The sequence below is a fragment of the Bradyrhizobium sp. 159 genome (genome assembly GCF_023073795.1).
Lineage (GTDB): Bacteria > Pseudomonadota > Alphaproteobacteria > Rhizobiales > Xanthobacteraceae > Bradyrhizobium.
The window spans coordinates 1-13,708 of record NZ_JADPKE010000104.1; the positions used below are offsets into that span (position 1 = coordinate 1).

Below are 13,708 nucleotides of genomic sequence, written 5' to 3' on the forward strand. Positions count from 1 at the left end.
TCACCCTGACACCACCATCTCCTTGCGCCTCAAGCTCAAGCGCGCCGGGTGGAACGATGCCTTTCTTTTTGAGCTCCTCGGCCACATGCGATAGCCCTGGGGGGCGGAGGGGCACGTCCTGAGTCTTTCGAATATTGCCCAAGTTAGGACAAGCAATATTCTCAAGCGGCTGGAACGATTGATCTTGGGAGTTCTTGGTCCTCAGCAATCGGAGATTTATTCCGAGAGCCAAGCCCACTGACCGGTCGACATTTTGCCCCAATGCCCGGCGGAAGGCTTAGCGGCCTCAGATGCCCCCGCACTGAGGCCGTTGCCTTGGTCGAGGTGAAGGTGTTCGGCGCCGCTGGGAGGCACTTGGGAATTACTTCCAGTTGCGGGTCAGTCCCGGCGAAGGGCTCGCCGCCGGAAGCAAAAACGCCGCCCGCTTGAAATGAAGCGCAGACGGCGGCCGATCAGCCCCGGGAGGGTGAGAGTAAAATCCCGATACCAGTTGGTCTCTACGGCACGGACGTAGGTTCAGCCTGTTGGAGATGAAGTCCTAAAGCGGCGCCAATAGTCCCGGCGAGGTCAACCACTTGTTGACCTCTCCGGCAACATCGATCTGCCGGGCTTTTCGCAAAAGCTCCGAGCGGCGGATACCAGCGGGCATCCCTTTGGCCTGCTGGCGAAGGTTGAGCGCTTCTTGCGTCAGGCGATATTCGAACGTCGATGATGGTTCTGGGATCGTCGAGCCAAGATTTTCATGTTCCCCTGCGGGGTAAGCGGGAGCGCAACTCGCGTTCACGCCACCGATAGCATTAGCTACTTCTGCGGAGCAGTTTCTTCTTGCTCTCCCGGAACCATTGTTTCGCGATTCTATTGGCTCACTGACACAAACTTCTTTTGGGAGATACTTCATGAGAATTCTCACAGTCTTAGCAGCCGCAGCCAGTACGCTTATCGTGACCGCGGCATCGGCAGCCCCGCTTTCCCTCAGCACATCGCCCACGCCGGAGAGCAGCCTTCAAAAGATTCGCATGGTCTGCAATGAAGACGGACGGTGCTGGCGCGAACGTAGCGAAAGGCGCGTCATCATCCGCGAAGGGCGCGATGCGTACGGATATGCACCACGTGAGCGCTACATCGAGCGACGTGGCTATGAAGACCGCGGCGGCGTTGGCTTCCGCGCTCCCGGCGTGAGCGTCGGGATCGGCACCTACTGAGAGACGAAGCGAGCCGATGCAAGAGGTCGCGGTGCAATCCGCGGCCTTTTGTTGGATTCTCAGGCGATGGGCAAGCCAAGCGGCGCCGGCCCCAGCTGGGAAGCTAAGGTATCGGACCCTTTCGACAGAGCTCGCTCAGGGCTTGAACAAAGGCCAGCTCACGCGACCACGGCGATCGAGCCGAGTGGCACGTCCAGCGCGTAAACTACTCCGCCCCGTTCATATGCGAGGCTCACCTGCCCGGTCAGTTGCTGGCCCAGAGACCCCATCATCCGAGTGCCGAAACTCGGCGTGTGGGCGGCTCGACCGGGGGACCGCCCCTTTCAGTCCAGACAAGGCGAAGCCTCTGCTTCAACTCATCGATCGCCCACGAAATCTCGACGCGGCCTGTCGGGACGGACAGGGCGCCGAACTTGGTGGTGTTGGTGCACAGTTCGTTTAACGTCATCGCAAGCGCAATGACGGCGACCGACGTAATCCTGATATCCGGTCCATTGAAGTGGAAGCGTCTGTCGCCCTGACTGTTGTAGGGCTCCGTTGCGCTGCTCAGCGTGTGGGTCAGGCTCGCATCGGCCCAACTCTGCTGCATCAGCAGATCATGGGCTCGCCCCAATGCGAGCAGCCTGCCCTCCATGGCCTTCTGTCCATGCTCGATACTCGGCGCTCCGCGGAAGCTCTGGGACGCGATCGCACTCACCATGGCAAGCGTATTCTTGACGCGATGATGAAGCTCACCGAGGATCAGCTTCTGCAATTTGTCGGCGGCACTTCGCTGCTCGGCATCGATGCCGGCCTGAATGATCAAAGCTTGCGCGTCGATCTCGGCCTGTTCGAGCAGCAAGCGAAGGCTGTCGTTCTCGGCGGACAGCGAAGCCTCCTGCTCCGACCGGGAGGGGGAGGCGCGCGCGGCGTCAAACGCGCCACCGAGCGTCCAGTCGCCTGCCGTCGTCGGAACGATCTGCAAAGCACCTGCGCCCACCATCGCCTTAAGCTCGGTGATCATTTGGTCGACACCGAGCGGTTTACCGAAAAATCTGCTGTTCGCCGGCCGTTCCGCCTCGGGCGGCCTCACTTGGCCGGAGACCAGAATGATCTTGATCGAGGGCCAGCGCTCGTGCACCGCATGGGCGAGCTTGAGGCCATCGATACTGCCGGGCATTTGAATGTCGGTGAGCAGCAGCGAGATGTCCGATCGGGACTCCAGAACCGAGATTGCCTCGTCGGCATTGATCGCCTTGATGGGACAGAACCCGGCATCCTCCACGATGTCGACCGCACGCATCCGCAGGATCATCTCGTCCTCCACGATGAGAACTTTCGGCACCTGGGTTGGCTCTATTGACATTGGTGATCTCGCTCTCTCTCGGCGGCCGAGGGAGTCTCGGCACCCGCGAATGCTCGTAAACCGATTGCCCTGGACCGACGCCGCGCCATTGCTGCGCTTTTCGAGGGAAGAAGGCCAGCCAATTCGCCGCGTCCGCGGTGTCTCGTCTCGGCGTGACGGTCTGATGCTGCCAGGCTGGTTTGGACGGGAAGAACTGGGGGGTGATCCCTGAGGCCAGCTGATTGAACGAGGACCGAACTATCGCCGCGCAGTCACGAGGCGAGCTTCCTGGATCTTCGTTCCGGCGCCAGCGTGTCGCAAACAAGACGTGGGAAAGTCCGGCCAGACCTGTGCCGAGCGATCTAGGAAAGCGGCTGGGATTTTGAGCCGGTCACCTTTGGTCAGCGCCACGAGCTCATCCGCCTGCACTTTTGGAGCCAAGGGCGGCCAAGCGATCACCGCCGCTCCGAGGAGCATGAAGATCGCGAGGGATGACAGGGATCTCACCATTTTGTTCTGCTGACTTTTGGTCTTCGACCCCGCCACGTTCGAGGATCCGGCAGGACAACAACCATAACGAGATATCGTTCGGCCTGTTCAACTCGGCTGTTTGGCTTGGTTCGTTCCTATGCCTGGTGGGCGGCCTTGTGCAATCGAGCGGAGCGCCGCGCGCCGGCATAATAGATTTGAACCGCTCTGCAAGACGCTTCTTGAAAAGAATGAGGTTCTGAAGGTGACGGGAGCAACCCGCTCCCACTCACCGATGGATGCAGAGAATGGAGCGGTGATGAAGGACATCGTGCCGCAGTGCAGCTCGAGCTTATGGTCAAATTTGCTCATTCACGACAATTTAATGGGCGGGATGTTGCCATCCTGAAGCTCCATTGCGTCGCGCTAGGATGTGACGAGAACTTCTACGGACATCCCGGCGAAGGCACCGGTGCTGCCGACGAAGCTCCCGGACACCGGGATCGTCTGCCGGATGTCGCGCGCGACCGCGACCGGGATCAGATTGAAGCCCCCGAGGCCGCGATTGGTCGGGTCGAAAGTGATCCAGCCGGCTGCGGGTACGAAGACTTCGGCCCACGCATGGGTTGATCCCGTACCCGTCGATCCGATGCTGCCTTGTTCTGGATTGTAAAGGTAGCCGGAGACGATCCTGGCTCCGAAGCCGAGCGTGCGTGCTGCTTCGGCGAATAAGACCGCGAAATCCCGGCATGACCCCCAGCCACGATTCAGGGTTTCTACTGGCGTTTGGGTGCCCTCATCCTCACGGCTCTGATACCGAACAGCCTCGGAAACGCCGACGCTGAGGTCCTTTAGCAGCGACAGCGTGTCAGTCTGGCTGCCTCGAACGAACATTTGTGCCCAATTTCTCAGGAGTCCTGCCGCGTCCGAGAATTGGGGGGAGGCCAGGGCGCCGAGATCAATCCAATCGTCGCCAGAATAGCGGAATGGGTAAGACATGGCCGAAACAGCGATGTCGAATACCGGCCATGCAACCGCGTCGAGCTGGAGCTCCGCGACGCCGACGATCACCAGATTGGAGGCCGCCATCTGAAACGTGGCCGTCGCGATCGTATTGCCGAACACATCGTGCGCCCAGGTCAGGTCCGCGTCCGGCGTCACCTTGACGTTGCTCGAAATCAAACGAAGCTCGCGGCTTTCGCGCGGACGAAGCATCAAGCGGTGCGGCAACAGGCGCACATGTTCGTTGAATCGATAGGTCGTCGTGTGAAGAACCTTCAGCGTCGTCAACGAAAGCTCCCATTGGTGCAGCCTCCGGCCAGGCCCCTTATCCGGTGGTCCCCTTCGGGAAGTGTGGCCGAGTTGACGAGGCTATGCAAATGTCGCTCCAGATGACCGAAGCCTGAGGCGGGGCCGGATCCGGCAGTCGTTCTTCCTTACGATGAAGCCTGTTATGAGCTCGCTTGATCGAGGCGTAGACCCTTGGTGTAGGTCACCGAGTAGGTGATCTCGGGGTGCTGCGGATACTCCGGATACGCCAACGTCACGACCTCGGCGTAGGTGATCTTCTCCTTCTTCGGCACCTCGTGCGGGGTGCCGTCGACGATGATCGTGACCGTCTTCACCTTTTCTGCAGTCTCGGACATGCCGATTCTCCTTCGTTACCTGCGGGCAGGGCTGGAACCACTTCTTGTGGCTAACCGGCCTCAACGGAGCCCAGATGTGGTACACTCCGGTTGATATGCTAGGAGATTTGCCCTACATATTAACCGCTGGTTGATAAATGGCGGATAAAAAGACAGATGTCAACCGCGCAAGGGAGACACGGAATCATGGCATTTGGAGAAAGGCTTCGGCTCGCGCGATTGCGGGCTGGACTGTCGTTGGCGGCCTTGGCGGAGAAGGCGACTCCGAAGGTGACGCCGCAGGCGATCAACAAGTACGAGCTGGGTGAAATGCTGCCGAGTTCGAGCGTCCTCGTGGGGCTCGCCCAGGCGCTTGGGGTCTCGTTGGATTTCCTAATGAGCAATCAGGTCACTGCGCTCGACGGCGTCGAGTTTCGCAAGCGCTCCGGCACGTCGGAAAAGGAGCGCGCGCTGGTCGAGGCCGAAGTGATCGACCACGTCGAACGCTATCTCGCGATCGAGGACATCCTTGATCTGCCGGAGAAGCCGAGCGATTTGGATGAAATTAAACCGGTCGACATCGACGATCTCGATGACGCAGAGGAACGTGCCACCTGGCTCCGCGACAAGTGGAATCTAGGCGGAGACCCGATCCCCAGCATGACCTCGCTGCTGGAGGAACGGAACGTGCGCGTCATCGAGATTGACGGCCACGATGGATTCTATGGGCTGACCTGCCATGTGAAGCGACCAGAAAAGAAGCCACCCATACGCGTCGTGGTGCGCCGCAACGTCAACGTTGAACGCAACAGGTTTACCCTGGCCCATGAACTGGCGCACGCGCTCATCGGGGAATGCAAGAAAGCCAAGTCTGAAAAAGCGATGGACCGGTTCGCAGGCGCCTTTTTGGTGCCGGCTGACCACCTCAAAGAGGAAGTCGGCACCGGCCGGACCGCATTCGCTTATAAAGAGCTTGTTCGGCTTAAACACCTTTATGGTGTCTCCATGTGGGCCTTGCTATATCGACTGAAGGACGTGGGAATCATTTCAGAGGCCAATTTGAAAAACTTGTTCCGAACCCCGGCCCGGGCGTGGCTCAAGTCAGAGCCGGAAGAGCTAAGTACGGACGGCGAAACGGCGAGGCTGGAAAAGCCTCAGCGGTTCGAGACTCATGTCTATCGCGCGTTGGCAGAAGGCATTATCCCCTCAACCAAGGCTGCCGGCTTGTTGAGACGGCCCATTGCAGATGTCGAGCGCGCGGTCAAAGGTCAGCAGTGAGCCGCGCCGCATCGTCATCAATGATGCGAGCTGCTTGATCGACCTAAATAAGGTGGGTCTGGTTGAAGTCATGCTTCAGCTGCCCTACCGCTTTGTGGTCGCCTTGCCCGTCGCACACAACGAACTTCTCGATTTCACGGAGAAGGACTGCGGCGTCTTACGGGGGCTGGACTGGAACAGATTGATCTCGATCCCGGTCAGGTTGGCCGAGCCATCGCGATCCAGTCCCTCAACGCCAAGCTCAGTGCGGAGGACTGCTTCTCTTTGGTCCTTGCCGAGGACCTAAAGGAATCGATCCTGCTGACTGGTGACGGCAAATTGCGCACTGTTGCTGTCGCCAAGGGCTGGGAAGTTCGTGGCGTGCTCTGGGTCACTGATGAGATCCACAGCCGGGGCCTCGCCACCGCGCATAAACTGATCCAGTGCCTTATCGCTTGGCAGGACGACCCGCTGGTGCGGCTTCCGGCGAATCTACTGCACGCAAGGTTGCGGCATCTCACGAAGAAGTAAGCGAGCTGTACCAGACAGGGGTGGGCATAGGCATGGCAGAGCACAAGGAAATACAGATACCGCCGGGGCTTGAGGCAGCGATGAAGGCACTTGCGAGAGTGCCGAATATCAAGCCCATCACGATTCCCAACATCGACCTGTCCGCGTTTGCGAAGGCCCAGGCAAACGTGCTGGCCGTTTTTCCTGAAATCCAGAAACGTTTCGCCGCGCAGCTTCAGCCGCTAGCGGATTTTCAACGCCAGCTCGAACGCATCTCGCTCCCAACCCAGGCGGCCATTCAGCAAATGGCTGAAGTCGCCAAGCGGATTGAAGCCCTCATTCCAAGGCCCTCGCCGGAGCAAATCCGAGTTTTTGAGCAACTGGCGAGAACCGATCGCCGCAAACGCGCACTCGATAGGCTCGGTGTGTTGCCGCACGAGTCAATCTTAGCGCCTCCGTTCACGATCCTGGTGCTCAATGAAGCAACGGTGCCGGCGCACCGCACCGCGCACGCCGCTTTCGAGAGTGCGGTGCGGACCCACGCCATTCTCACGAATACGATTCAGCGCGGCGCCGTTGTGGTGCGGATGCCGCGGCTGGAACCGGCGGCTGAGGTCGACCGCGCTCGACTGACGTTCGCCGCAGCTGAAGAAGGCCGCTTCCGGGCAGGTGAGCAGATCATCGGGCCCTGGAAGCGTCAGCAAATCGCGATCTGGCGGCGCGCTATGGAGGAGTCTTTTGCTCCGGTCGCAACTTGGCTGCCCTAACCAGACCGGTTTTTGACATGGCAAATCGGGTGCCAGGCTCATCCTCAATGCCGAAGTCGGTGGACGCCGCAACCAAACGATTGATTGAGGAGCTACATGAAGCGGCGCGCCAAGGCACGATCGACAGAGCGTCGTGATAAATCATTGGTCCCGGGATCAGCCGGTTGCCGAGACTTTCGCATCCTGTCCACGGCGGCTGCTGGAAAATTGCAGCGAGATCTTCAGGAGAAAAGGGATTGCGTTCGTCGCGAGCACGGCCCTTCTTCTTCGACAACAGCTTTGAAACGCCAGAAAACTCGGGAATCTTGTGACCGCACGCTTCGATGTAGACGAGCACCTCCTGAAGCTGCGTAAGGTGGCGATTAAGCGTGCCCGACTCGCGCCCGACCTCATTTTGCGGCAGCGTTTTCGCTCGTTCGAGCCAGACCGAAAGCGGAATCTTCCGGTCATTCTGGCCCTTGCCGTAGGTTCGCGGCAGAGCGAGCAAGAGCGAACGATATTCAGCAACGCGGCTCTGGGCGAGCGATCGCACATGATCATCGCCGATCATCTCGACAAAGGTCGCGACAAGGGAGCGAACTTGTCGCTGGGTCTTGCTATTCCACTCTCCAAGCTTGGCCTTTTCGTTGATGAGTTTTTCGGCCAGTTCGGTAATTGAAGCCTCTTGATGAGCGGAGGCCAGAGCTAAAGGAACATCGCCCCGCGGCGTCGGTACCGTTACCGTCTCTTTTGCGCCCGATGTTGTAGGACGCTCCCGCGGAACTTGGTCGGCGTTTACTATCGCAATCGAAGCGTTCTCATTGGCCGACAGAAGCTGCTCGACCAGCTTGTCGTCTTCTCGATACTCGCCTGACCATCGCCGGTCGACCGACAGCAAGGCAGCCGCCTGTCCGCGGTAATAGATCCGCTCGGCCTGCTGGATATCGCCTTGCCCCTGGGGCGCTCCGCAACCTTCCAACAACGCGATGAGTTTCTGGCGCGGAAAACCGCCGCGCGAACTCTTCCGCAGGAGATCGAGCGTCCAATCGACCTCTTCGATTTCCTCCTGGGTCAAGCCGTTGGTGGTTAGGAAGCCGCGTTCAGCCGGGCCGACCCTTGCCGCGATGCCTTGGGAGGCCTGGAGGCGCCTGGCCCAACCCATGACGCGATCGGATGCGCGACCATCCTCCGCAGCGATGCCGTCGGCCGTTTCCAATATGGCCAGCCGATCGAGCTTCGCCAGGTGAGCGCGCGCAACGGACTCCAAGATCGATCGAACCTGTACAGGCGATAGCACGTCCCTTCCCTCCTGGCGCAAGATGCCATCACTCGCCACGGCCAGATGGGCAGCAATGGTACGCGCCTTAGAAAGGTCACGCGTTCTCAAGCTGATCGCAACCGGCGTGAGTTCTCCCTCCCCGGTTTTCTTGAGAAGCCGTCGCCGCCACCAATAGACGGCCCCGCGCCTGAAGACATACTGAACCACGCGCACACTGATCTCCTGTGCTACAGGCGCGTGATACAGTCGCTGACCAACTCCCCAGCCAATGCCGGGAGGTCGAATCTTCTCAATGGGTTAGGCGTTTGCTGGCTGGGGCGGGAGGGATCGAACCTCCGAATGGCGGAATCAAAATCCGCTGATTTCTCCTTGTTTTTCAAGCGCGCAGCCGAACTTTCCCCCTCCGTTCACCCGTTGATGTTACTCATGAAATTCGCCCGTTCGGAATTGCTAGCCCCTCTCAAGGCTGAAACAGAGCGACAACTCATGATTTCGTCTCCATCATTTCAATGCTTTGCCCGCCGTTTATAACTTTTTGGCAGCGGCGTTTGTAACAACGCCTGTTCGCGCTTTGCTCTCCCCGCATCTTCGCCGCCCCGGAATCCGCCAAACGCTTCTTGTTGGCGGCCTGGGTATAACGCTGCACTTCGGTGAGGGTCTTATACGTCCTGCCCGGGGTCTGATTACCGTGTCGACGCTACCCGGCGATCGTGAAGTGAAGGCTTGATTCCCCAGCACAGTTGTTGTGCTCGTCCCCGGGGAAAACGATGGTAGAGGAGCGACTGGCATCAGCCGCGCTAATTATCTGAAAATGCGATCCGCCAGTGGCCTGAGCAGTCTCAGCTGCTTTGAGTAGTACGCAATCCTGCACAGTCGCTGAATTGGTGTAGCCGTTATCCGGGATTGAATGCGCCACGTATCTGCGGTCATCTGCTGGGTGGAAACCCCGCCAGTGAAGCCCATCTCTTGATACTTCGTCGCACAACCAGAAGCGAAGAATCAAAAGTGCGGTTGACATGACATACAACCGAGCACTATGTTTGAGCGTATTGAGACGCCGATAGACTTTGTCATCCCTTGAGAGATGAGAAGGATCTGCCGTGTCAAAATTTCGGATTTTGGTTTTGTGCGCGGCGATCCCACTGATCGTCGTAGGTTGCAGCAAAGACCGTTACGAATTAACGAAGGTTTGCGATCATTCGCCGGACTTAAACGGCCAAACTAATTGCTGCGCAATTGGTAAACAATTTGACGGCCGACCAGACACGTTTGAACCTCTCTCATATCAGTGCGTGGATTCGCTGCTCACCTGCAAGAGCGCAGTATTGCAGAATTATAAGGAGGGATGGCGTTATCCCTTCGTCCCTAACGCATCATATCGCAGGGTGGCGGAGTTCAATACGGGTTGCGCCGCAACTGAATGGACAAAAACCACTAGCTCAGCGGTGAGCATCGTCGCCAAGCTGCCAACCATTAAGTCGGTTCCCGTAAGCGATGTGCTCGACTGTAGGAAAGCCTGCGACTACGACTTTGACAATAGCAGCGGAGGCGGGGATCCTGGGCAATGCCCTGCGATCAAATTGAACGCTGACGTGGTTGGATCGCTTTTCAGTTTCTACTCCTCTGTTGATCCTTCCAGCTATACCGATGCCACAACTTGGGTGCCTATAGGTACGATCGCCAACCAATTTGGTGTGCCAAAGGATCAACTGCAAAGCTGTCCCCGAACAGACGTGGTCGTAGAGAAGAGCGGATCAGTTCTGAATATTGGTCAAAGTTGCGAATCAGCCGTTAGCTTCGATGACCAGGGTAACGAACTCACCAGCACACTGAAGATTGCTTCTCTAGTGTCGGGAAATGTTACGCAATCTGACTTGAAAGTCAGGTGGATGGAATACACTTCGCCTACGTCAACGTTTTCGATCGAACATATGGATGAGACATATAACAAGCTCTTTGGAGGATACATAGCGCGCAGCGGAATGCTGTATGATGCAGCTATCGCCGAGGTGGTAAACAAAGCGAATTTTAAATCGTGCGTGAGAGCAAGGTCTCCTTTGTCTGTAACAAGCGCTGACGAATACATCACAAAGAAGGCTAGCGTCGACGCTCTTGAACAATCGATGCGCTCGTACATCAAAGCCGTCGCTCCCTATTATAATGCGGGAAAAAGCACCGATCCTTATCCGGGCATGGCGGAAACCCTGCAGAAGCTTACCGATGGGGATCTGAATTCCTTGAAAAATGAAATCACTAGTAACGCCAAACCAGGAGTTGCCGTTGATGGGGCGTATATTGCATCGTTGGCCGAATGGATGGATTCTGGATTATGCCATCAAATGATTACGGCAAACGGTCGAATCAATTCCGACTTCGTTCGTGCCTATGATTCAGCTTTTGTACTTGGAAGAGTGTTCGAGCAGCGCAATTTGGCAAAGGCGCGGCTTCTCCGCTGCGCGTTTTCGCAAGTCTTCCTTTCGCAGCAGTTTTCCGATGCGCTAGCAAAAGTGATTAAGCAATGAGTGCGAGGGTTATTGCTCTCGCGGCGATCCTGTTTTTTCGATGCGGCATCTCACTGGCTGATACGGACCCTTGCAAGTCAGTTTTGGATGAACTTCAGGAACAGGGCATTCTTGAAAAGTGCCTTACTGCAGATGTATTTTCGCCGACGAAATTGAAAGTGAACGATCCGGCTCCGAGAGAGGCGGTGCTGACGTACGCGCCAATCCGCCGAACGGATAGCGGCAACGTGCGCTGCCGGATCAAGCCAACCCTGCTAACTTACACGGATGCAAATGCAATCTTTTCAAAATTCCTTGCGATGATTCCCTCGAACGCCGCAGGTCACCAAATTCGGAATCCAAGAATTAATTCCATTTCGTTCTCTGTTGCCAATAACAGAGGTGGATTCAATCAGGCGAACCTTGAGGGTGATCTCACGATACGCAACGTGTTGAAGTACCGCAAACCTTGTATCGTAGATTGGGAATTGAAATGGTGTGAAGCCGAAAAGGAATTATACAGTTTTGGTGCGGGGTGGACCGCCTCTCTACAACCTTTGGGAATCGCATTCTCTAGTGCGAATCCCTTTGATAAGAATTTCCAACGTGAACCCCTGCCGACCGGTGACTTCAAATACGTTCCAGTTAGCAACCCTTCAAAGGTGTCTCCTTTTAGATCTTTGGAAAGTGGTTTCGTCATCGACGTACCGGAGGGATCAGCAGATTTTCAGCTTCACATTTCGAACGATCTGGTAAAAATTGCTCAAGCTTTAACGAGGGCCTTCGGAGAGCAGCTCCGGATACTAGATTTCGAATTCCTCGGTATATTGCATATCAACTATAATCAATTCCGAAAATTCGACCTCGAGACCTATGCAGCGGACAGCGCGAAGGACCTTGGATATGCGGAGGAGGTGCATTTTGTACGAGACGTGTTGCGCGAACAGGCCGGCGATCTCCAACATCCCCATACAAGCGGCGCTGGAAAAAGGGAGAGCCTAGCTCTTACGGCCATTCTAAATAGCTTCGCAGGAAATTCGGCAGATTTTCGAACATCAACATTTTCGAATGTAGGAGGGACGTTTGCGGGGGTAGAATATACAATTGACGACAATAAGCTACTTGATCGCATCTACACCGATTCAATTGGTAGTCCGTTGTACCCGAAGACCTTTTGTGGAATAACCAAGAAGAATATTGTTGAAGAGCTTCGACAGATACTGGAAGACGATAAGCGTACAGCCGTTTCTAGTGCCACACTTCCCTGGCGAAAAATGGAAGAAGAAGGAAATTTGCTTTTTCGAAAGGGTGGACTCGCACGGACTATCAATTCCTATCGATCGTTTTCTAGTGCGAGCGAAGCGGATCAAATTTCGCGCTCAGATGTCGTTCAATACATGCGCAATCGGACTACGGCGCGTAATTTTTCTTCATTCAATGAGATTGTTCAGTTCTACAATTTGACAGCCAGTGAGAAGAAATGCGTAAGAAGAAAGATTCTTTCTCTCTCATCAAAGATAAGGCTTGTCTACCCAGGAACAGATTTTGGTGATTGTCTGTCTAGTGGCGCTAGCCTTTCGGAGGCGCAGAGCGCCGCACTCAGTGTCATTGATAAGGCTGTAGCGACGGCTAGCTACAAGACGACATCTAACGAGGAGTTGGCCCCGCCGGTCTTTGCGGCGCAGTATAAAGGATGGTTTTATTGCTACCGTCAGGCGGGTGCTTGTGGCACCGACGCGCTAAATGCAATCCGCTGGGATCCCGGACTAAGCGTTTTCGAGGGCCGCCCTGGCAAACGCAACTCGGGAGTCGATATCTTTAGCAATGATCACGCGGACGGAGCATCGCCGTTTCGAGCTGTTGCAAGTGGCACGTTGCACTACGTCGAAAACCAAGGGTGGGGCAATGGGCTAGTCCTGCCTTTCTCTTTTGAGGGCAAGGATTATTTTGCCGTCTATGCCCATCTGGGGAAAAGAGCGTCGGACCTGGATGGGGTCACTGTATCGAGGGGTGACACGATAGGAACCACGGGTTGCAGCGGAGAAACGGGGGGTACAGGCGGCATTTGCAATTCTTACTGTCGATATGGCGGCGTTTATCACACGGATGAGAGCCTTCATTTTGAAGTCATATGGAGGCGTGGTCCGTTGGATTTTGTTCCCGTCGACCCCACAAAGGTAATCAACAATTGGCGGCCATCAATCGATAAGAATGGCATTGGTAATAAAATCTGTGCCGAATGCCGAAACGGCAATTGCAAAGTCTCCGGGGTTGACGGCGTTCATTAGAAGCTGACGGCGATTTCGAGTAAGTGGTTCGAAGTTTGCTTGAGACGTGAATTAGTCGGTCAGCGAAGGGGCGGTTTGTCGAAGCAGAAATGGCTGCAACAACACCACGGAATCCATGGCTCCGGAACTTCGCCACAGCGTAAGTCCGGGTGCCAAAGCGCATTTTCGGCGGTAGGCCTTAAGGCCGTGTCGCGAGCGCCGTCTTCATGGCACCGATGGCATAAGGGCCATGGCGGCGATCTGCATGAGCATGATGGTTCTCTTTGTAACGGATCAGGCGACTTGAGGAAGGCGGTTGAGGAGACGTGCCACGGCAGTAGGGTGCCATGAGCCACCACGAGGCGAGTGGATGCCTTGCCGGTTTAGCTCCTCAGCGATGCCACGGACGCTCGTGATGCCCGAGTGACCTTGCCCCCATATGTGGAACGGCCCGCGTGGCAAGAGCTTTTGCAGTCGATCTCACACATTGGAACGGTGCGGTCATATGTCCGGCCTTTGCGCGCGGCAC

Annotated in this window: 12 protein-coding genes; 6 read left to right on the forward strand and 6 right to left on the reverse strand. The window is 56.5% G+C overall.

Annotation, left to right across the window (positions count from 1 at the left end):
• Window positions 1-538 precede the first annotated feature (538 nt).
• A complete protein-coding gene (locus tag IVA96_RS32860; RefSeq protein ID WP_247421722.1) occupies window positions 539-898 on the reverse strand; it encodes a hypothetical protein in 360 nt (119 codons plus the stop codon).
• On the opposite strand from IVA96_RS32860, the gene IVA96_RS32865 reads away from it, so the two are divergent.
• Window positions 897-1,202: a hypothetical protein gene (locus tag IVA96_RS32865; protein WP_247421723.1), complete on the forward strand. Its 306-nt coding sequence runs from the start codon at window positions 897-899 to the stop codon at window positions 1,200-1,202. The genes IVA96_RS32860 and IVA96_RS32865 overlap by 2 nt on opposite strands.
• Window positions 1,203-1,470: 268 nt before the next feature.
• On the opposite strand, the gene IVA96_RS32870 is transcribed toward IVA96_RS32865, so the two are convergent.
• From IVA96_RS32870 to IVA96_RS32885, 3 genes are all read right to left on the reverse strand, one after another.
• A complete protein-coding gene (locus IVA96_RS32870; protein WP_346347923.1) occupies window positions 1,471-2,547 on the reverse strand; it encodes an HWE histidine kinase domain-containing protein in 1,077 nt (358 codons plus the stop codon).
• Between the two features lie 873 nt (window positions 2,548-3,420).
• Window positions 3,421-4,284: a transglutaminase family protein gene (locus tag IVA96_RS32880; RefSeq protein ID WP_247421725.1), complete on the reverse strand. Its 864-nt coding sequence runs from the start codon at window positions 4,282-4,284 to the stop codon at window positions 3,421-3,423.
• 161 nt (window positions 4,285-4,445) lie between these two features.
• A complete protein-coding gene (locus IVA96_RS32885) occupies window positions 4,446-4,640 on the reverse strand; it encodes a multiubiquitin domain-containing protein (RefSeq protein WP_247421727.1) in 195 nt (64 codons plus the stop codon).
• A 186-nt stretch (window positions 4,641-4,826) separates the two neighbouring features.
• Between IVA96_RS32885 and IVA96_RS32890 the strand changes: the two genes are divergently transcribed.
• The 3 genes from IVA96_RS32890 (at window position 4,827) to IVA96_RS32900 (ending at window position 7,153) form a co-directional block, all read left to right on the forward strand.
• Window positions 4,827-5,897: an XRE family transcriptional regulator gene (locus IVA96_RS32890; protein WP_247421729.1), complete on the forward strand. Its 1,071-nt coding sequence runs from the start codon at window positions 4,827-4,829 to the stop codon at window positions 5,895-5,897.
• 264 nt (window positions 5,898-6,161) lie between these two features.
• Entirely contained in the window at window positions 6,162-6,407 is a 246-nt protein-coding gene (locus tag IVA96_RS32895; RefSeq protein WP_247421732.1) for a hypothetical protein, read from the forward strand.
• Window positions 6,408-6,439: 32 nt separating this feature from the next.
• Window positions 6,440-7,153, forward strand: coding sequence for a hypothetical protein (locus IVA96_RS32900; RefSeq protein ID WP_247421734.1), 714 nt, complete (start codon window positions 6,440-6,442; stop codon window positions 7,151-7,153).
• Here the strand turns inward: IVA96_RS32900 and IVA96_RS32905 are convergent.
• A complete protein-coding gene (locus IVA96_RS32905) occupies window positions 7,110-8,624 on the reverse strand; it encodes a hypothetical protein (RefSeq protein ID WP_247421736.1) in 1,515 nt (504 codons plus the stop codon). The two genes, IVA96_RS32900 and IVA96_RS32905, sit on opposite strands and share 44 nt — an antisense overlap.
• Window positions 8,625-9,511: 887 nt before the next feature.
• Between IVA96_RS32905 and IVA96_RS32910 the strand changes: the two genes are divergently transcribed.
• Complete coding sequence (locus tag IVA96_RS32910; RefSeq protein ID WP_247421738.1) at window positions 9,512-10,933, forward strand: hypothetical protein; 1,422 nt, start codon at window positions 9,512-9,514, stop codon at window positions 10,931-10,933.
• Window positions 10,930-13,200 (forward strand): M23 family metallopeptidase, encoded by a 2,271-nt coding sequence (locus IVA96_RS32915; protein WP_247421740.1) that lies wholly within the window; start codon window positions 10,930-10,932, stop codon window positions 13,198-13,200. The genes IVA96_RS32910 and IVA96_RS32915 overlap by 4 nt, the downstream gene beginning before the upstream one ends.
• Window positions 13,201-13,473: 273 nt before the next feature.
• Here IVA96_RS32915 and IVA96_RS32920 read toward each other — a convergent pair whose 3' ends face one another.
• Window positions 13,474-13,641, reverse strand: a complete 168-nt coding sequence (locus tag IVA96_RS32920) for a recombinase family protein (RefSeq protein WP_247421742.1) — start codon at window positions 13,639-13,641, stop codon at window positions 13,474-13,476.
• Window positions 13,642-13,708 lie beyond the last annotated feature (67 nt).

Excerpts from the sequence above, each read along its gene's own strand:
- IVA96_RS32860 (WP_247421722.1), bottom strand. The coding sequence starts at position 898 with ATGAAGTATCTCCCAAAAGAAGTTTGTGTCAGTGAGCCAATAGAATCG.
- IVA96_RS32870 (WP_346347923.1), bottom strand. The coding sequence starts at position 2,547 with ATGTCAATAGAGCCAACCCAGGTGCCGAAAGTTCTCATCGTGGAGGAC.
- IVA96_RS32885 (WP_247421727.1), bottom strand. The coding sequence starts at position 4,640 with ATGTCCGAGACTGCAGAAAAGGTGAAGACGGTCACGATCATCGTCGAC.
- IVA96_RS32915 (WP_247421740.1), top strand. The coding sequence starts at position 10,930 with ATGAGTGCGAGGGTTATTGCTCTCGCGGCGATCCTGTTTTTTCGATGC.
- IVA96_RS32865 (WP_247421723.1), top strand. The coding sequence starts at position 897 with ATGAGAATTCTCACAGTCTTAGCAGCCGCAGCCAGTACGCTTATCGTG.
- IVA96_RS32900 (WP_247421734.1), top strand. The coding sequence starts at position 6,440 with ATGGCAGAGCACAAGGAAATACAGATACCGCCGGGGCTTGAGGCAGCG.
- IVA96_RS32890 (WP_247421729.1), top strand. The coding sequence starts at position 4,827 with ATGGCATTTGGAGAAAGGCTTCGGCTCGCGCGATTGCGGGCTGGACTG.